General features: G+C 51.9%; 15 protein-coding genes. All 15 read right to left on the reverse strand.

Translation table 11 applies throughout. The features are described 5' to 3' along the window. Nucleotides 1-44: 44 nt before the first annotated feature. Complete coding sequence (purT, locus tag OXG87_06200) at nt 45-1,226, reverse strand: formate-dependent phosphoribosylglycinamide formyltransferase (GenBank protein MCY3869130.1); 1,182 nt, start codon at nt 1,224-1,226, stop codon at nt 45-47. 9 nt (nt 1,227-1,235) lie between these two features. After that, nucleotides 1,236-2,273 (reverse strand): Gfo/Idh/MocA family oxidoreductase, encoded by a 1,038-nt coding sequence (locus tag OXG87_06205; GenBank protein MCY3869131.1) that lies wholly within the window; start codon nt 2,271-2,273, stop codon nt 1,236-1,238. Between the two features lie 2 nt (nt 2,274-2,275). After that, nucleotides 2,276-2,998: an alpha/beta fold hydrolase gene (locus OXG87_06210; GenBank protein ID MCY3869132.1), complete on the reverse strand. Its 723-nt coding sequence runs from the start codon at nt 2,996-2,998 to the stop codon at nt 2,276-2,278. Nucleotides 2,999-3,016: 18 nt separating this feature from the next. Continuing rightward, nucleotides 3,017-4,255: an alpha-L-fucosidase gene (locus OXG87_06215; GenBank protein MCY3869133.1), complete on the reverse strand. Its 1,239-nt coding sequence runs from the start codon at nt 4,253-4,255 to the stop codon at nt 3,017-3,019. 9 nt (nt 4,256-4,264) lie between these two features. Continuing rightward, nucleotides 4,265-5,689: a sulfatase-like hydrolase/transferase gene (locus OXG87_06220; GenBank protein MCY3869134.1), complete on the reverse strand. Its 1,425-nt coding sequence runs from the start codon at nt 5,687-5,689 to the stop codon at nt 4,265-4,267. Nucleotides 5,690-5,692: 3 nt separating this feature from the next. After that, entirely contained in the window at nt 5,693-6,448 is a 756-nt protein-coding gene (locus tag OXG87_06225; protein ID MCY3869135.1) for a phytanoyl-CoA dioxygenase family protein, read from the reverse strand. A gap of 17 nt (nt 6,449-6,465) precedes the next feature. Further along, nucleotides 6,466-8,034 carry an arylsulfatase gene (locus tag OXG87_06230; protein ID MCY3869136.1) on the reverse strand — a complete coding sequence of 523 codons (1,569 nt, stop codon included), beginning with the start codon at nt 8,032-8,034 and terminating at the stop codon, nt 6,466-6,468. Between the two features lie 129 nt (nt 8,035-8,163). Beyond that, the gene (locus OXG87_06235) at nt 8,164-9,030 is read right to left on the reverse strand and encodes a decaprenyl-phosphate phosphoribosyltransferase (GenBank protein ID MCY3869137.1); all 867 of its coding nucleotides are present in this window, start codon (nt 9,028-9,030) and stop codon (nt 8,164-8,166) included. A 67-nt stretch (nt 9,031-9,097) separates the two neighbouring features. Then, nucleotides 9,098-12,673, reverse strand: coding sequence for a hypothetical protein (locus OXG87_06240; protein ID MCY3869138.1), 3,576 nt, complete (start codon nt 12,671-12,673; stop codon nt 9,098-9,100). A 42-nt stretch (nt 12,674-12,715) separates the two neighbouring features. Beyond that, nucleotides 12,716-13,669, reverse strand: a complete 954-nt coding sequence (locus OXG87_06245; GenBank protein MCY3869139.1) for an ATP-binding cassette domain-containing protein — start codon at nt 13,667-13,669, stop codon at nt 12,716-12,718. Between the two features lie 8 nt (nt 13,670-13,677). After that, nucleotides 13,678-14,640 carry an ABC transporter ATP-binding protein gene (locus OXG87_06250; protein MCY3869140.1) on the reverse strand — a complete coding sequence of 321 codons (963 nt, stop codon included), beginning with the start codon at nt 14,638-14,640 and terminating at the stop codon, nt 13,678-13,680. An 86-nt stretch (nt 14,641-14,726) separates the two neighbouring features. Next, nucleotides 14,727-15,458 (reverse strand): hypothetical protein, encoded by a 732-nt coding sequence (locus OXG87_06255; GenBank protein ID MCY3869141.1) that lies wholly within the window; start codon nt 15,456-15,458, stop codon nt 14,727-14,729. Further along, entirely contained in the window at nt 15,455-16,285 is an 831-nt protein-coding gene (locus OXG87_06260) for a hypothetical protein (GenBank protein ID MCY3869142.1), read from the reverse strand. Before OXG87_06260 ends, OXG87_06255 begins: the two co-directional genes overlap by 4 nt. Beyond that, a complete protein-coding gene (locus OXG87_06265) occupies nt 16,285-16,941 on the reverse strand; it encodes a hypothetical protein (GenBank protein MCY3869143.1) in 657 nt (218 codons plus the stop codon). Before OXG87_06265 ends, OXG87_06260 begins: the two co-directional genes overlap by 1 nt. Before the next feature lie 14 nt (nt 16,942-16,955). Continuing rightward, nucleotides 16,956-18,164, reverse strand: a complete 1,209-nt coding sequence (locus OXG87_06270; protein MCY3869144.1) for a hypothetical protein — start codon at nt 18,162-18,164, stop codon at nt 16,956-16,958. Nucleotides 18,165-18,168 lie beyond the last annotated feature (4 nt).

An 18,168-nucleotide genomic window follows, 5' to 3' on the forward strand; every position in this document is an offset into this window, starting at 1 on the left:
GCGCAATAAGCACGGCAGTTTTACAATACACCATAAGAGATTTTTCAAAGTGCGATACTGACTGCCCTTGCTCCCGCTTTTGCCTTTTTGCGCGCTTCTTGCAGTGTCGCGCCTCTTGCAAGGACGACTCCCATTCGCCGTTCTCCCTGTACTTCGGGTTTGCCAAATAAGCGGATTTCTGTATCGGGTTCAGTGAGTGCTACGCCCAGGTTGCCGAATTGTACTTGTTGCGAGTGTCCTTCTACCAGGATTACATGCGAAGCAGAGGGACCGTGGTGTTTGATGTTTGGCACTGGTAATCCCAAAATTGCCCGCGCATGCAGGGCAAATTCAGACAGGTCTTGCGATATCATGGTTACCATGCCCGTGTCGTGTGGGCGGGGTGATACTTCGCTGAAGTAGATGTCATCGCCTTTTACAAATAGCTCTACGCCAAATATGCCGCGGCCGCCCAGTGCGTCGGTGATTGCTTTGCCAATCCGTTGTGCGCCTTCAAGTGCGGCCTCGCTCATAGGCTGTGGCTGCCACGATTCGTGATAGTCGCCATCTACCTGCCGATGTCCTATTGGCGCGCAAAAACTCGTGTCTCCTTCATAGCGCAGGGTCAATAGCGTAATTTCATAATCAAAATCTACAAAGCCTTCCACGATGACCGCATCTGCGCCTCCGCGCGCTCCTTCCTGTGCATAGGTCCACGATTTTTCGGCGTCGGCCATGTTTTTTACGGTGCTTTGTCCTTTGCCCGATGAACTCATGGTTGGTTTTATGACACATGGTACACCGATTTCACGAACTGCTGCGCGGTATTCTTCTATATTCGACGCGAATCGGTAGGGTGATGTTTTTAGTCCCAGTTCTTCGGCGGCTAACCGACGGATGCCCTCGCGATTCATTGTGAGTCGAGCCGCTCTGGCTGTTGGGATTACTGTGAATCCTTCTTTTTCCAATTTGACGAGTGTATCTGTGGCTATTGCTTCAATTTCGGGCACGATTAAGTCGGGCTGTTCTTTTTCTATGACTTCGCGCAGGGCAGTCCCATCCAGCATGGTAATGACATGCGACCGATGCGCTACTTGCATCGCGGGCGCATTGGCGTAGCGATCTACGGCGATTACTTCAACGCCATAGCGCTGGAGTTCAATTACAACTTCTTTTCCCAATTCGCCAGAGCCACACATGAGTACTCTGGTTGCGGTTGGTGAAAGCGGTGTTCCAATAGTCGGCATAGATTCCTTTCATCCACTTAACACGACAATCTCGCGGTCGCTTCCTGACAGGGGAAGGTCAACATAGGCTGCGTTTTTGTTATGAGAAGCGTGGAAGGCGACAATGGCTTCGAGTGTGTGAACGGCTTCTTCGGGGTTATAAGAGAATGGGACGCGATCATCCAGATAGGCAATGATTTCCGATACGGCGCGATCCATCCCAGAAACACTATCCTTATGGGGTGGCCACTGTTCTGTTTCTCCGGTCCAGTATTCAAGTGTGATGCCTTTTGCCTCGATAATTGCCCGTCCCTTATGTCCGTTAATTTCCGTGCGCGGCGGTGCTGCGGAATAATCGGGTGCGCTTACTGTCACCATCAGTCCATCGTTCATACGCATGACACCCCAACCCCCGGGATCGCGAAATTCATCGCCGCGACAATCTGGCTTTCCAGCCAGATCAAGCGTTGCAGAGACTGATTGGACGCGATGCCCGGTGAGCATCAAGAGGGCGTCAATTGCATGGGTGCCCACATTGCCCAATCGTCCCGTCGGCCATTGGAGAGAAGCGGAAATAAGCGTGCCCAGTTTTCCTTCGGCAATTAGCGCGCTGAGCCGGCGGTAATTGGGATCAAATCTTCGCTGATGGTTGAAGACCAATAATCCGTGTTTTTGTGCTTCGAGCATGTGTTGGGCATCTATTACTGTGGTTGCCGCGGGTTTTTCGCAGTAGATGACGGGTATGCCGTGTTCGGCACAGGCTATGGCAATTTCCGCATGGGTAGGGGTGTAGGTCGCTATGCTGACGATATCGAGTGTTTCGTTGGCGATCATCTCACGCCAATTCTCATATGTTATAGCACCTGTGCGCGCTTCATAGCGCTCGCGTCGCCCCTGGTCGCGGCTTGATCCGGCCACGAGATCGATGCGCGGATGGTTTTGATACGCAAAAGTATGCGTGCCGTCCATACTGTCCACGCGCTGACCCAATACATCTCCTGAGACTTGATCTGATCCACCGATCATTCCCAGGCCGATTACCGCGGCTCGGTATGTTTTAGAAGACATTATTACTCCTGTTTTGCAATCCAATTGATAACGGCCTGTATCATGGCGGGTGTTGCATCATCGCTGAATACGTGATCTGCACCGGGTAGTACTACCAGTTCTTTTGGTTCGTTGGCTTGCTCGAATATTGTCTGAGAGTCTTCAATGGGCACTACATCGTCTTCTGTGCCGTGTACGAGCAACCACGGGATCGAGATTTGAGACGCGCGATCTACCACTGTGTCAATCGCTGTCAAGTCGTCCATATATGCGCTGGACAGCGGGCAATCCGGGTCATCCCACATGTTGCCTGCATCGGGGGTGACATCTCCAAATTCGCGCTGTGCAAATCCCTTTGTATCTACCATGCCCGCCAGCGAGATGAGATGTTGAATGCGCGTATCTGTGCTCGCCCGCAATACACCTACGGCACCTCCCATGCTGTGTCCAGCATAACAGATTGTATATCCGTTTAAGGCATCCAGGACTGAGCCCAGATCTTCTACTTCTTTTGTTATGGTCGCGTCTTCAAACCGCCCTGCTGAGTTTCCATTACCTGCGAAAGAGAAACGCAGGACGTTGAATCCCTCGGCTTCCAGTGCATGCGCCAGTGCGACCAGAAATGGCCTGTCCTTGTTGCCGGTTACGCCATGGCCCAGGACGATGATGTGTTTGCTTTCGGGATTTCCACTGTGAAAAGTATAGTCGAGTTTTTCGCCGTTTTTATTTCGGATGTCGCCAAACATGATTCTCTCCTGCTATCTTTACTCAGGTGTTTCGTCAAATTCGAGTTTTACTACTATTACGGTGTTGATCAGTTCATTTACTGGCAAGTTTTGCAGCCTCAAATAGGGTTTGTGTTCTATGTGATTGGTCGGTACCAGATCCACTGTGAAATCTACAGGTTCACCTATGTTTAGCAAGGTCGCACTTTTTGGCGCGATTGCAATTGGGTCGAGTTTTACGCCGCTTGTTCGCGGGTCGTTTACCAGGTGTACGTAAATCACATTGTCCCGGCGCGTCAATAGTATATCGCGATTGCGCGTCAGGTGCGACGCGGGTTCTACGTCTTTGACCGCTTCTTCTACTGCGCGATACCATTTTCCTATGCGTTTCAAGATGCGTTTGGATGCGTCCGGAATTGTGCCGTCGGGTTTGGGACCTATGTTGAGCAAGTAGTTTGCGTCGCGCGCGAGATACCGATCGATGCTCCGTATCAAATGGCGGTCTGTATAATAATCCTCATCTATCCGATAACCCCAGCTTTCGATTCCGACGGACTGACACGCTTCGGTCAGTCGATCAAATGACTGTTGGGTATCTATGCCTTGCACATGATCGCGCTCGGGAGTTCCAAAATCACCGGGGTCAAATCCCCGATTGTTGATTACTGCCGCGGGTTGTAGCGACCGAATCATCGCGTTGATGGATGGATCGAAGTGTTCATCTACATTCATATCCCACCAGAATGCGTGGAGTTTTCCGTAATGGGTACACAATTCCCATACTTGCGCCTTCAGAAAGTCCAGGTATTTCATCAAGTCGGGATTATCTCCCGGCTTGGGTTGGGGCAATTCGTGATGGCGTCCCTGATTGGGATAATTGGGGTGGTGCCAGTCGGCAATTGAATAATAAAAGCCCAGGGGGAAGTTGCGTTTGTGACACGCATCGGCGAGCATTGCCATCAGGTCTTTTCCGTACGGCGTATTCATTGTGTTGAATGCCGTGTGTGCTGTGTCCCACAAGCAGAATCCGTCGTGGTGTTTGGTTGTCGCGATGATGTATTGCATCCCGGCTTCTTCTGCGAGATCTAACCACGCGTTGGGATTGAAGTTTGTGGGATTCCACTGCTCGGCTAATTTCACGTATTCATTTGCGGGCATGCGTCCGCGCCACTGGTGCTGTTCGTGCCATCCAGGGATTGCGTAAATTCCCCAGTGGACGAACATACCAAATCGCTTTTCCAAAAACCAATCGCGTTCATCGCCAAATCGAGTTGCCATTCAATACCTCTAATTTCTATTCCCTCTTGAGGGCCAGTCTCCGGTGACTTTTTCAAATGGCGCGACGGGTTCAAATGCCTCGTCGTAATCCCCACCGTTATGGCTGGCTTCGCACGAGCGGAGCCATTGGCGCAGGGTCTCGCGGGTTTGCCCCATCCGCTCGCGTTGCTCATTCGCCAAATTGGTCGTTTCTGCGCGATCTTCAATCATGTCAAAACACAAATCTTCGCTGCCATCGTTCGATAGATTGGTCAGGCATTTATACTGGTTGTCGATCATCGCGATGGTCGGGGCGTCAAACATTGCGTTTTTAGGACTGTTGAACCGATACGGAATGGGAGTGGGGCGTTCTGTCATGTTTCCTTCAATTGTCGGTATCAGGCTGATGCCGTCAATGGGGCGATTATCGGGCATTTCATATCCCATGACCTCGGCGATTGTGGGGAAGTAATCCAGTGTGCTGCACGGCATTTCCACTGTGCGCCCGGGTTCTGCATGGCCCGGCCAGTGCAATAGCGCAGGTACGCCCACGCCGCCGTCAAATAGAGATCGTTTTCGCCCGCGCAAGCCGGCTGTTGATCCCCGGTTGCGGCCATCTCGCCCCGTGCGTCCTTCTGGCCCGTTGTCCGAGCAGAACCAGATCATGGTGTTGTCGGCTACACCCCATGCTTCCAATGCGTGATACAACCGCCCCACCTGATCGTCTATCGCGGTTATACAGCCGTAATAGTGTTGTTCATCCTCACTGTACTCAGCATACATTGCGCGATATTCCGGTCCGGCAACGACCGGGCTATGGGGCGCGTGAAACCAGATTGTCGTAAGGAATTGCTCGCCATTTTCAACAGCTTGTTCGATAAATGGAATTGCGCGATCCATCAATACCCGGGAATCGCATCCTTCCAGATTTTCCGTTGCCAGTTTTCCATTTTCGTAATATGGCGAGGCCCAGGGGCGGTCCAGGCGTTTTCCGGTTCTCTGGTTAATATCTACTGCTGGATCCCAGGTGGGAACCGCGTACTCTGTGGCAAATGTCGCATCGTAATCCCGCTCCCAGGGCGGGGCGTAGTTGCGCGCTGGATTGCGATTGGGCTTGCCCGAATAATTCGGGTCCAGGGTTCCCAGATGCCATTTGCCAAAGTGTCCGGTCGCATAGCCGAAGGATTTTAACATTCGCGCCAGCGTTATTTCCTGTGTGGGTAAGTGCCCGCGATTGGCGTGTGTTACGCCGTATCGAAAATAATGCCGTCCGGTTAAGCACGTCCCTCGCGTTGGGGAACACACTGGTCCTCCCGCATAAAATCGCGTAAATCGGATTCCATTGCTCGCCAGGCGGTCTAAATTCGGGGTTTTGATTATCTCATTTCCGTTAAATCCCACATCGCCATATCCCAGGTCGTCACACATCATTAAAATTATGTTGGGGCTGCTCATTTTTTAATCTCCATAAAATTCCGCTACAGGTGGAAAATGATCATCTGGCGGCAATGTATCGGGTACCAGTCTCAAGGGATCTGTGACGACATGTTTTTTGCCGGTGTATTTCGCCGCCGCATCGACGAAAATTATCACGTATCCCACCCGCCAATCATCGGTTTGATTCGGTCCCGCGGTGTGAAATGTCATTCCGTGATGAAATGTGCAATCCCCTGCTTGAAGAGGATGCGTTACCCTGGTGCGCCACGCGATTTCCGGTGCGAATTCCCGCCATCCTTCCTGATTATTTGTCGCCATGTCCGGTACGTCTTTCATTTCGTGCGATCCCTGTACAAATGACATGCATCCCATTTCTACGGGTGTGTCCTGTAGCGCGACCCACGCCGATAGGGCATTGGAATTGCGATCATAGGGCCATTTCACCAGGTCTTGATGGAATGCCGTTGGTACTTCGAGTTCTGGCATTTTTGCCAGAATGTGATCGTGCCAGATCCGCAATCGCACGCCCGCAATTTTTTCTGCGACTGCGGCGACATTCGGGTGTTGTGTCAAGTTTCGCAATACTTCGTCATCTCGCCATACATTTACTTTTTGGTTAAATGGACGGTTTGGATCTTTTGGCATTGCTTCGAGAATATCCAGGGATGCCTGACGAAATTTTGCAACTTCATCCGGTGAGATGATCTGCTGGATTTTTATGACGCCATCGCGCCGGTATGTTGCCAGCATTTCATCTGTGATATCTGTCGGTGTCATGGTTTTTTCCTTTTTACTTATCCACGCTTTGCGAGGATATTGTCCCAGGGTTCAATCCCGCACCGCTCTGCCCAGGTGTCGTAAATTGCCGCGAGTTCGGCTACGACATCGGGATTTTCATTTGCCAGATCGTCGAGTTCCGATCTGTCGGCTTCAATATCGTATAGTTCCCAATCGCCCGGGTAACGCTTTACCAGTTTCCAATTGTCTTTGCGAACTGCGCCATTGCCTTCGTGTTCCCATATCAAATATTCTTTGCCGTTGTCCCGGTTGTCAAAAATTGGGGTCAACGAGGTGCCTTCGAGTGGCAAAATTTCGTGTCCATTATAAGTTTCGGGATACGCTGCGTCTGCTATATCGAGGCAGGTTGCCATGACGTCTGTAAGCTGACCGGGTTGTTCGCGCAATGCGCCGTGATCCGTTATGCAATCGGGCCAGTGTGCGATAAAGGGCGTTGCAATGCCGCCTTCGTGAACCCAGTGCTTGTACAGGCGAAATGGCGTGTTGGATACATTGGCCCAAGGTACTCCGTAGCTCTGGTACGTAGTTTCGTCACCCGGCATGATGTTTGGATCGTTGCCGCGTTGGACTGGCTGTCCATTGCGCGTGGTGGCCGGTGCAATCGCGCTGCGTCGCATGCCGCCTCCCAGTTCTTCGGCGCATCCTCCATTGTCGGCTAAAAATACGATCAGGGTGTTGTCCAGTTGCCCGGTCTCTTCGAGGGATTGGACGATGCGCCCAATGCCCTGATCCATGCGATCGACCTGCGCGGCATAAACTTCCATGCGCCGTTGCTGCCACGCCTTGTGGTCGGCTTCTTCCCAGGGTACTTGAGAGGGGTCGCGGTCGCTCAGTCCCCATTCGGGTTTTAAGATGTCCATTTCGCGCATGCGCGCCAGACGCTCTTCGCGCAGTTGATCCCATCCCGCGGCAAAACGGCCTTTGTATTTTGCAATATCTTCATCGTGCGCGTGCAGGGGCCAATGGGGCGCAGTATATGCGGTATATAAAAAGAATGGCTGATCCCTGTTTGTCTGCGCGTGTTCGCGGATATAATCCGCCGCCTGATCGCTGATAGCATCGGTTAAAAAGAAATCCTCTGGAAATTCATCCACTGTAATTTGCTCGTTGTCTCGCGTGAGTGTTTGCGGCTTCCAATAATTGGCGGCACCAGTAATGATGCCAAAAAAGCGATCAAATCCGCGCTGGCAGGGCCAACTGTGTTTGGGACCGTCTGCATCTGTATGCCGCGTAATATGCCATTTGCCGCTCATATAGGTCGCATATCCCACGGTTTTGAGTACTTCGGCAATGGTTACGCTTTTAAAGTTCAGATCGCCCCGATACCCTTCGTATTCCCGGTCATCCATCATGTGTCCCACACTGGCTTGATGGGGATGCAATCCCGTGAGCAACGACGCCCGCGTGGGGCAGCACCGCGCTGTGTTGTAAAATTGGGTGAATCGCAACCCATTGGCAGCAAGTTGATCTAAATTTGGCGTGTGGATTTCACCGCCGTAACATCCAATATCAGAATAGCCCATATCGTCGTTCATAATCAGCAAAATATTTGGTTGCTCTGCCATTCGGGATCTCCTTGTGTGAAGGGATTAAAAACTGTCAGGAGGTTCAAAATACAAAATACAAACTCTTTTCACAATGCCCGCGTGCAGGGGTAAAATAAAAGCCGATTCAGTAGTGAACCGGCTGAGAGGTCAGACGTAGAGTATTACGCCCAGAGTTAGTAACCACAGTGCGCAGGCGATCAGGAGAGGGATATCGCCTAATACGGTGGAGGTGGGGTTGCCGCCCCCGTCTTTTTTGTAGATGAGATAGAGGTAGCGCAACATACCGTAGATCACAAAGGGTACGGTGAGGTTGAGGTATTTGGTGCCGAGTTTTTCAATGACTTCGGGCGACATGGTGTAAAGCGCGTAGGATACCAGTGCACCGGCTGTGACGATGGCGATCATCTGGTCGAGAAATTGTGGGGAATATTCTGCGAGGATGCGGCGGTGGGTGCTGGCATCTCCTTCGAGCAGGGCGAGTTCATGCCGGCGCTTGGCAAAGCCGAGAAATAGTGCCAGCAGCATGGTGCAGAGGATGAACCAGGAGGAAATGGCGACCTGAATCGCCACTGCACCTCCGATGGCGCGCAGAAGAAATCCCGCGGCAATGATCATTACATCGAGGATGACGATGTGTTTGAGGTACAGAGTATAGGCGATGTTCAGTACTGCATAAATGAGGAGGACGATCCCAAAATGGGGATGCACGTAAAATCCCCCGATCAGGGCGATCAGGGCGAGGAGGACAGCGGCGATGGCGGCGACAGAGACGCGGAGGGCACCCGAGGCTATTGGGCGATGGCGTTTCAGGGGATGCTGGCGGTCGTTTTCTCTGTCTCGGATGTCGTTGAAGAGATACGCTGCGCCAGAGATGAGGCAAAAACAGAGAAAGGCCAGACTGCCTTGCAGGAGGTCGCTGGGTTCAAAAATGCGTTTGGTAAAAACGAGCGCGGCCAGCACAAAGACATTTTTGACCCATTCGCGCGGGCGCATCGCGTGGATGAGTTGGAGCATAAGCGTTAGAACAGCGAAAAGTGCCCCGCCGATTTATAGGCGGAGCACTGGATTGCGAGAGATGGCTTTACAATGATAAACCAAAATAGAAGCGCATCCCACTTACCTCTTCGATGATCTCAGGATTGTTGCGGGCTGGGACTTCGAGTTTGGTGGGACGGGCGACGATGAAATAGCCAAACAGGGGCAGGCGGTAATGTGAAAACATCTGGAATCGGATTTCGGCGCCGTAGTCAAATAGGAAAGAGTTTTTGAATTTGTCCCATCGCCCACTGTGTACTTCTTCGTTTACATCAAAAATATCGCCGATACTGGCGGCGTTGGATGTGCCGCCAAATTCAAAGAAGAGCGAGGCGTAAATTTTGTCGAAGAAGAGGGGCGGCAGTTCCGCGCCGATGTGCTTGAAGATGGGCAGGGTCAGCGTGGTGCGACCAAAGAGGGCTTTGCCGCCTGCGATTGTGAAATATGGATAGCCGCGCAAGGTGCCCAGCCCACCGAGATAATAGCGCAGGGGGTAATAGAATACGCCTTCGAATGTGCCGCCCTCTTGTTGTACTTCTTTGACATAGCTGTCTTTGTAGGCTCCAAAGACCTGGAGTGCGAGTGTAGAGCGGCCGAAGAGCGGGATAAATTCGTTGAAGGAGGCGATGTATTCGTTGAAACCCACGTTGACTTTATCGCCTCGGAAAAATGCGGGCGACAGGTCTTCACCGATTGGGTCCGGGACAAAGTCCTCATTCACATCGGGCGTGCGGGCCAGTGAATCTATTACGGTTGCATTGATGCGCCGATAGCGGAAGGATATTGCGCGACCGCCCGATGGGTTGATGTAGAGGTCGGTGGCGGGTTTGAGGGTGATGTAACTCCAACCGCCCATCCATTCGTGACTTTTGAAGAAGTCGAGTTCTTTGTAGAGAAAATCGTCGAGAAGGGTTTCCTGCGATGCATAGCCCGGACCGGGGATCTGATCGGTGATGTCTTCAATAGCACCGGTCCCCAAATCGGTCTGGAAGACGCGAGAGCTGTCGTGGAGGACCTGAACGGCGTGCAAGTTTTCAGAATACTTGCGGTAGCCATAGGCCAGGCTAAAATAGTGTCCGCGGCCTGCTCCCATTTGGGCACCTACCGTAAAATCTGAGAAAACATCCTTAAAATCGTCTTCTTCTGTGACCGTGAGGTCTAAGTGCTGCGTGACATTGGGGATTAGAACCTGTTGTCCTTCGTCGTTTTGGGTGATCAATGTGCCGCTGAGTGTATCGCGCACGGTTTGGACTATACCCAAATCCACGATGCTGTTGATGGTTTGCCTGCTGCCGCCAAAAAAGATGCGGGGGACATAGGTGCTTTGTTCAGATAGAATGGGCGTGAGACTGTTCTGGTAGTAGAAGGCGAATTCCGAGTTGAAGTCTTGTTGTCGTTTGAAGTTTTTGCCGATCAGGGCGGTGGTTACAAAGACGTCGCTGCCGAGCAGATCGCCCCAGGCCCATTGAACACCTGCGCTGATTTGATCCAGGCCGAATCGGTTGCCGATAAATGTGGGTCCCAGTAATGCGATGGGTGTGATTCCATAAGAGACGAGGCGCGTGGAATACCGCCCAATGTCGTGAAGTTCGGTGATGGATTTGCCGGTGTAAATTTCGGCATAGTCTCGCGCAATACCCTCGGGAGGATCAATGGCAACAGCCTCGGATAGGGGTATGCGATAGAGGTTGTAGTTCGCCGCGTGATATCCCGCGTAGATCACGTCTTTGGCATCGGGAGAAATAGTGGGCAAAAACGCGCCGCCCACAACATTGGTCAGTTGCTTTTGTTCTCCGGTGGCCATGTCGTGGGTGTAGAGGTTGAAGATGCCCGTGCGGTCCGAACTGAAGACGAATCCGCTGCCATCGGGCAGCCAGACGGGGTCGCGTTCGTCGGCTGTGGAGTGTACGATGGCTTTGAAGTTGGCATTGTTGGCATAGGCGAGGCTGTCGGGAAATGCCTTGAGGCTGTCGGCCTTTGCCTGCTGGAGGCTGTCGAGTTGTGTGTCAACTTCTTCTTTTTTCAGTGAACGTCTGCCTTTTTTCTTTTCCCAGGTTGTGGCATCCACGTCGATGATGGCAATGTCGCGGTCTTCGCCCGTGCGGAATATGCTGAAGAGCAGGTGTTTGCCGTCAGGCGACCATTTTGGGCCAAAATACTGCGTGGCGTCGTTGTTGTTTGTGAGATACCGCACATCGGTGCCGTCGGTATTTACAAGGCCGATGTTCGCCGTGCCATCTCTCATGGTTACAAAGGCGATTTGTTTGCCATCGGGGGAGAGGGTGGGGTCTTTGCCGCGCAGACCCACGGTGACGCGGGTTTCTTTTTTCGTTTTAGTATCATAGGTGAAGATGTCCCAACGCGCGCCTACGGCTTTGATGTACATCAGGCTGTCGCCGCTGGCTGTCCAGACAAAGCGATTATCGACGCGATCGGCTATTTTTGTGACTTTTTTGGTGGTGAGGTCCATCACTTTGAGTTCGGTGATGAAATAGTCGCTGTCGTCGTTGGAGATAAAGCCCAGCTTGTCGCCCTGGGGGGAATAGACCGGGTGATAGTCCAAATTGCCCCTATCGACCATCATTTCGCCTTCGCGTTCACCAGCTTCCTGGATGTCGCTTTGAACCGCGCTGTATTGTTCTTCAATATGCGCTTTCCAGTCGCGGTAGAGTTGTTTGGCCGATACACCAGTGGCTTTTTTGAGCGAGGAGTTGAAGTTGATAATGGGTCTGTGTTCAAAAATTTGCCTGACAACGGGGGGTCCAAAGCGTTCGCCAATGTAGTTGAGCATGGCGAATCCCTGATTATAGACCATTTCGCCGTGGTAATTGCCCTTGCCGCCGAGTTGTCCCATGCTGGGGAGGGAGAGCAGATCATTTTCGAGAGCGGCCATGCGCAGGAGCATATCGCGGTGTGTGTCCCAGTGGTCGTCGCCGTATTGGGTGGCTTCGTATTGCGCGATGCCTTCGGCAAAACCCGAGTTGACGGCGAGATGATACAGGCCAAGTGTAAAGCTGAAATCGGGATTTTCATTGGCGCGAGAGGCGTTGACTATGCCAATTTGGAATGGCAAGCCCTTATAGGCGGCTTTCAGTGTTACGATATGGGCGAGTTCGTGGACAAAAACATTGCGTACCCAGTCGCTGGTGCCGCGGATTTCCCAGTCGATGGGGTTGGTCCAGAAGTGGATATAATTGGCGCTGTACACGGCAAAGGCATTGCCCAGATAATCCGCTTGATCGTCAACGACGACATGGATGGGTGCGATGCGATCGACAAAGGTGGGATAATGGCGCATGAGATTCGAGAGGACCTCATCGCAGAAGTCGGCAATTTGGCGTGCGGTTTTTTCGGCTGTGGAGAAGTAGATGTTGAAATATCTGGTGCGAATCATTTTGGCACTGGCCGCACGCAGTCCCAAAAGCGCTGGGAAGAAGCCGTCGGCAGTTTCGGACGTCCAATACGTGTAGCTTTTTTGATCGGGAGACGGACGGTTCAACGGGGTGTTGGCGAGGTCAACACCAATGGCTTTGGCGGGACCTAAAGAGGGGGGCTGTGCCAGGGCGGTGTGGGATATGAGGCCGGTGAGACACAGCAACGTTAATATTTTGAAGACCTTCACTTATGACTCCTTGAGATGGTGGATGGATTGGGCTCCTGCTTATTAATTGTGCCGCAAGATACAGGCCACGCTGTGGCCGGGTTCGATGTCTAAGAGTTCGGGTTTGCGGTGGGCGCAGTCCGGGGTTGCTTCGGGACAGCGCGGATGAAATGCACAGCCCGAAGGGATGTTGACCGGGCTGGGCACATCGCCTGTTAGAATGGTGCGCGATCCCCTGACGCGCGGATCGGGTATGGGGATTGATGAGAGCAATGCGCGCGTATAGGGATGCTGCGGATTGTCGTAGAGTTCCTGGCTTTCTGCCAGTTCTACAATTTTGCCCAGGTACATGACTGCTACGCGATTGGAGATGTGTTTGACCACGCTTAAGTCGTGCGCGATGAATAGATAGGCGAGGCCAAACTGTGTCTGTAAATCCTGGAGCAAGTTTACAATTTGTGCCTGAATCGATACGTCGAGTGCAGACACGGGTTCGTCCGCGACAATGAATTGCGGTTTTACGGCCAATGCGCGGGCAATGCCAATGCGCTGTCGCTGTCCACCGGAAAATTCGTGCGGATATCGGCGCGCGACGTCGGGAGATAAGCCCACGGTGTTGAGCAGGTCTGCGACTCGATCTCTTGTTTTGTCGCCGTGGATTTTCAGAGGTTCCGAGAGGATGCCGCCGATGGTGAGGCGGGGGTTTAGCGATCCGTAGGGGTCCTGAAAGATGATTTGCATGTGTCGGCGCAGTGTTCGAAGTTGCTTTTTTTTCAGGGAGAGGATGTCGTTATTTTTGAATCGCACGGTGCCTGATGTCGCGTCAATAAGGCGCAATATGGCGCGTCCTGTTGTGGTTTTTCCGCATCCGGATTCGCCGACCAGGCCGAGGGTTTCGCCGGGAGATATATCGAAGCTCACGTCATCTACTGCTTTGACATGCCCGGTGTTGCGCCCCCAGAGTCCCTGAGAAATGGGGTAGTGTTTTTTTAGATTTTGAACTTGAAGTAGCACAATTTCTCGCCTTATGCCATCCAACACGCGGTCTGGTGATCGCCGTCAATTATTTGCAGTTGCGGTGTGGTTTCCCTGCAAATTGCATCGACCTTTTCACATCGATCTGCAAATCGACATCCCGATGGAAATCGCGTGGCTTCGGGTACTGTGCCCGGAATGGTTCTGAGGCGCTTGTTCGCGATATCCAGACGGGGCACTGATGCGAGTAACCCCTGCGTGTAGGGATGCCTGGGATTGTGAAAGATCGCGTCTGATGGTCCGGTTTCTACAATTTTTCCTGCGTACATGACCGCGACCTGATCGGCGGCTTCGGCAATAATACCCAAATCGTGTGTGATGAGCAGGACTGCCATGCCGAGTTGTTGTTGCAAGTCGCGCAACAGGTCCAGGATTTGCGCTTGTATGGTGACATCGAGTGCCGTTGTGGGTTCGTCGGCTATCAGCACTTTGGGATTGCACGAGAGGGCCATGGCGATCATCACGCGCTGGCGTTGCCCGCCCGATAATTGGTGCGGGTATTCGTTTGCGCGTTGTTCGGGATCGGGCAGGCCCACAAGGTGGAACATTTCAACTGTTTTTTTTCGCGCTTCTGTTTTTTCTAATCCCTGATGCCGCCTTACGGCTTCGTCAATCTGGAACCCACAGGTGTAAACCGGGTTGAGGCTGGTCATGGGTTCCTGAAAGATCATGGCAATGTCATTGCCGCGTATGTCGCGCATTTCGGTATCTGAAAGGGATACCAGGTCCCGGTCTTGAAAAAAAATATGCCCACCTTCAATGCGGCCAGGATGAGGTACCAATCGCATGATTGACAGCGAAGTGACACTTTTTCCGCACCCCGATTCACCAACAAGGCCATACGTTTCGCCCCTGTTGAGTGTGAATGATACGCCATCTACCGCCCTCGCTGTTTCGCTGTCTGTGTGAAAATGCGTTTGGAGGTTGTCAACTGTCAGCACGGAATTGGGCATGTAATGTTTCTTTGGACTTCTATACGGGTTTGAACGTTCCCGTTTTTTTAGGGAGATGCGCGAATGGACACGCGTTTCTCCACGAATTAAAAATAAGGCAATGGGAGCACGAGCCAGTCTTCGAGCAAGAATCCGACGCGCCCAATCAGCAGTGAGAGACGCGCCATGATGGTGTAGCCAAATGATGCGCCAAACGAGATCATGAGGAACCAGATGCCAATTTTGGACGCCACGCCCACGGGACCAGTGTGTTCGACAGAATAAAAGAAATACACGAGTACTGTAACGACGCCGACCAGAATAATGAGCAGATTTAATCCTTCCCAGGTAGCTGATATGGGTTGCATGGTCGGTTCCATTTGGGCCAGCAAATTGGCCGCAATAGTACGTGGGATGGTCAGTCCCGCTCCCAGACCGACCACAAATGCGAATGCGATACGACTGAGCCAGCTAAATTTCGCCGAGGAGAGTTGGGTGAGCATGAAGAGGCCGAGCAATGTGGGCACGATGAGCCACAAATCGCTCATGCTCTCACTGTCGAGTTCAGAGAAAGGCTCCACGACATCGGCCCAAAGCACGGTGTACCAAATTTGGGTGAGAGAGTATGCGGCTGCGACCCCCACATAGAGATTTTCGGCGAATTTGAAGAGGGGGTTGTCTTTGTAGAGAAAGCTATAGAGCGACAAGGTGATGCCAGCTGCAATAAACGTGCCAAAGCCGGTCCAGTTTGCGGAGAGTTTGTCCCAGCCAAAGAGGTAGATATTGATGGCGGCAAATATGAATAAGAAGGCAATAAAAATGACCTGATCGCGGCTCACTGGGCACCTCCTCTCTGTCGTCCATAAAGGAAGTACATCACATTGCCCAGGAGGATGAAGGCGATGATGATGAGATGTACAACGGATTGGGCACCCATACCCGCGGTGGCTTTGCCCGATGTCTCAATCAGGGTCTCGTATTCGGCGGCACCGGCTAATCCGCCCATCATGCCGTTCATTTGACCCGATTGTAAGTAGGGATATTGATCGGGTGCCATAACAGCAGTACAGCCAATGCCAAATTTGAATTTGTAGCGTTCTTGCCCGTAGGGTATCCAGACACCATCCGGCGTGTTGCCCGATGCCAGGCAGATCACATAGTCGAAGTCCGCCAATCCCTTTATGTTTTTGGTGACAGGTAATTCGGTCGTATCGCTACCTTGCAGATCTTTTTGGAATGCATTATGAAAGTCGTTGCCCATGTTGATGACCAGTGAACCGAAGCCCGTTTTATAACCCAGATACGTATAATCCTCACCGTATTGTGCACCAAATTCTTTTGATGTGGTATCAAATGCTTCTTGTGCAAGGCCAACAGCATCTACCCAGTGTGACATCCCAACTACTTTGACATTGCGCTTGAAACAGTGGCGCAAAACTGCAATGGCCATGGGCTGTACTTCGGGCATGGATCCGGGTCCGTAGTCAAAGGAGATGAGAATGGTGCCGTTTTTTTCTGCCACTTCTTCGATCGTGTCGTAAATCGCTTTGACATCTTCCGTGATGTGGATAGGCAGGCGTATGGCAGCCAACGAGGGAATGATGATACCGAGCGCGACAAAGACAAAGATGATACGGCGGTCGATATTGAGCAAAAATTCTTTCATTATTCACCTCCGCCGAGATAAGAGCGTTCGATGCCAAAAATGATGCGTAATGCCGTGGCGACAGCACCAAGGCTGACGCCGAGCAAAATGCCGCGCTTGGCCGCCAGATTGGGCACATCCATCATCCATTGGGCAATTTGGGGAAGCTCCTGATAAATTGATGCGCCAATGGGTACACGGCCGATCATCACGATAATAGCCGATACGAGCAGGATTGCCGCTTCTGGCGTGCGTGCGCGAAAGGTTCGATAGGCAGCAGATGCGATGAAAAACGCGAGAATAGAGAACATGGTGGCATCAGCTGGTACCTGTACATACTTAAACATCCAGTCAAAAGGACCCGAATCAAGTACCTGGGAGGTGAAAGGACCTTGTCCATTGTTGTAGATTGCGAAGATGGACATGAGCACAAAGCCCACGAATACAAGGAAACTATATCCCCATCCGGCTTGTTGCCGCTGAACGCGACTCCAGTGCAAGCGCATCAGGCTGTAGATGCCCAACACCAGAGCGAAGGCCGCGATAATTCGATTCCAGGTTGTCAAGTCCTGCTCGAGATTTTGGGCGCCGCTGTATGGAATGTAGTAAACGAGAATACCAATCATACCCAGAACAAAGGCGATGATCAGCGGAAATGTACGTCGTAAAAAAAGCATAAAAGAATCCCCTGTTAATATGCCGTGAAAATATGCGTGAGTGTTTGATTTCCAAGGGTTGCCAGGAGCGTGCCCAAAATCATGGCGATTAAGAGCACGACTTTGCCGATGTCCTGTCCTTTGAGACTGCCCAGCAGTTTGGGTTCGCGAGAGAGGTACGCGCTTGCTGCATAGAGTTCTTCACCCATGAGCGTATAGTCGCAGGTAGTAATAAAAAAGGGTAGTTGGGTGTAGGAGTCAGTGCCCGCGATCTGAATAGCATTGATGGAAGCACCTGTTTCTGCCAGCAAGAGCGATTCGGCGTAGAAGGATCCCATCATGATGTTGGTGGCTGGTCTATCGCGCACCATCATACCGTCGAGGGCTGCGGCATAGCTGAATTGTTCTGTCGCTGCCAAAAAGACCATGTCGTCGGAATATGCGTCGGGACGGCCCGCATTGAGATAGGATTCTTTAACGACTTCCTGACTTACGGCCATGACAACTGAGTAGCGATTGGCAACGCGCAATTCGGTATTAAATTCGGCTGTACGGTGGGCTACACGAGAGAGAACATTGATTGCCGCAATGGTGGAAACACTGTCCATGTCATGCAATCCATGCACAAAGAGCACGGGTTTGCCCATTTCAGTGGCGCGACCAAGGGCTTCGTCGAGGGCTTCGAGACCGGCGATGCGGCGGATGAAGAGTTCGCGTTTTTGGGCGAGGAGAATGCCGCCTAAAATGATGAGAGAGAAGATTGTGCCGATGACGAAGTTGTTATCTTTGGTCCAGTTGAAAAAATTTTCATAGGCTTCTGCGCTTGCGATTGCAGAGGGAAATGATTCGCCAGAGGGAAGATGAGCCGTGACCTGTACGTAATAGGTTTTGCCATTTTCAATGGCGATTCTTTTAGGTGGGTCGGTTGGAGCAACATATGCGGTGATTTTGGCAAAGATTTTTTTGTATGTCTCTTCGCCATGTCCAAAGGTGGCAGGATCGGTGGATTGCAGATTCGCTGCATCGAACTTAGCGGCATGAAAAGGCCCATTTTCAGATTCGCCGATTGAAATTGTGTATCTGATTTGTTCGGCTCTCTCATAGGATTCTGGGTAGTCCCAGGTGACGGTGATGCTGCCTCCTGAGTCGTTGGGGGTGTCTTCGGCTTTGACACCGGTGGGTTGTTGTGCATACAACTGTGCCGCGCAGAGCACGAGTGTGATGCAACACAAAAAATATCTCATACGC

The sequence above is a fragment of the Gemmatimonadota bacterium genome (assembly GCA_026706845.1).
Taxonomy (GTDB): domain Bacteria; phylum Latescibacterota; class UBA2968; order UBA2968; family UBA2968; genus VXRD01.

Bases quoted from the DNA above. Each gene is read 5' to 3' on its own strand.
- purT (MCY3869130.1), bottom strand. From the start codon at position 1,226: ATGCCGACTATTGGAACACCGCTTTCACCAACCGCAACCAGAGTACTC.
- OXG87_06205 (MCY3869131.1), bottom strand. From the start codon at position 2,273: ATGTCTTCTAAAACATACCGAGCCGCGGTAATCGGCCTGGGAATGATC.
- OXG87_06210 (MCY3869132.1), bottom strand. From the start codon at position 2,998: ATGTTTGGCGACATCCGAAATAAAAACGGCGAAAAACTCGACTATACT.
- OXG87_06215 (MCY3869133.1), bottom strand. From the start codon at position 4,255: ATGGCAACTCGATTTGGCGATGAACGCGATTGGTTTTTGGAAAAGCGA.
- OXG87_06220 (MCY3869134.1), bottom strand. From the start codon at position 5,689: ATGAGCAGCCCCAACATAATTTTAATGATGTGTGACGACCTGGGATAT.
- OXG87_06225 (MCY3869135.1), bottom strand. From the start codon at position 6,448: ATGACACCGACAGATATCACAGATGAAATGCTGGCAACATACCGGCGC.
- OXG87_06230 (MCY3869136.1), bottom strand. From the start codon at position 8,034: ATGGCAGAGCAACCAAATATTTTGCTGATTATGAACGACGATATGGGC.
- OXG87_06235 (MCY3869137.1), bottom strand. From the start codon at position 9,030: ATGCTCCAACTCATCCACGCGATGCGCCCGCGCGAATGGGTCAAAAAT.
- OXG87_06250 (MCY3869140.1), bottom strand. From the start codon at position 14,640: ATGCCCAATTCCGTGCTGACAGTTGACAACCTCCAAACGCATTTTCAC.
- OXG87_06260 (MCY3869142.1), bottom strand. From the start codon at position 16,285: ATGAAAGAATTTTTGCTCAATATCGACCGCCGTATCATCTTTGTCTTT.
- OXG87_06265 (MCY3869143.1), bottom strand. From the start codon at position 16,941: ATGCTTTTTTTACGACGTACATTTCCGCTGATCATCGCCTTTGTTCTG.
- OXG87_06270 (MCY3869144.1), bottom strand. From the start codon at position 18,164: ATGAGATATTTTTTGTGTTGCATCACACTCGTGCTCTGCGCGGCACAG.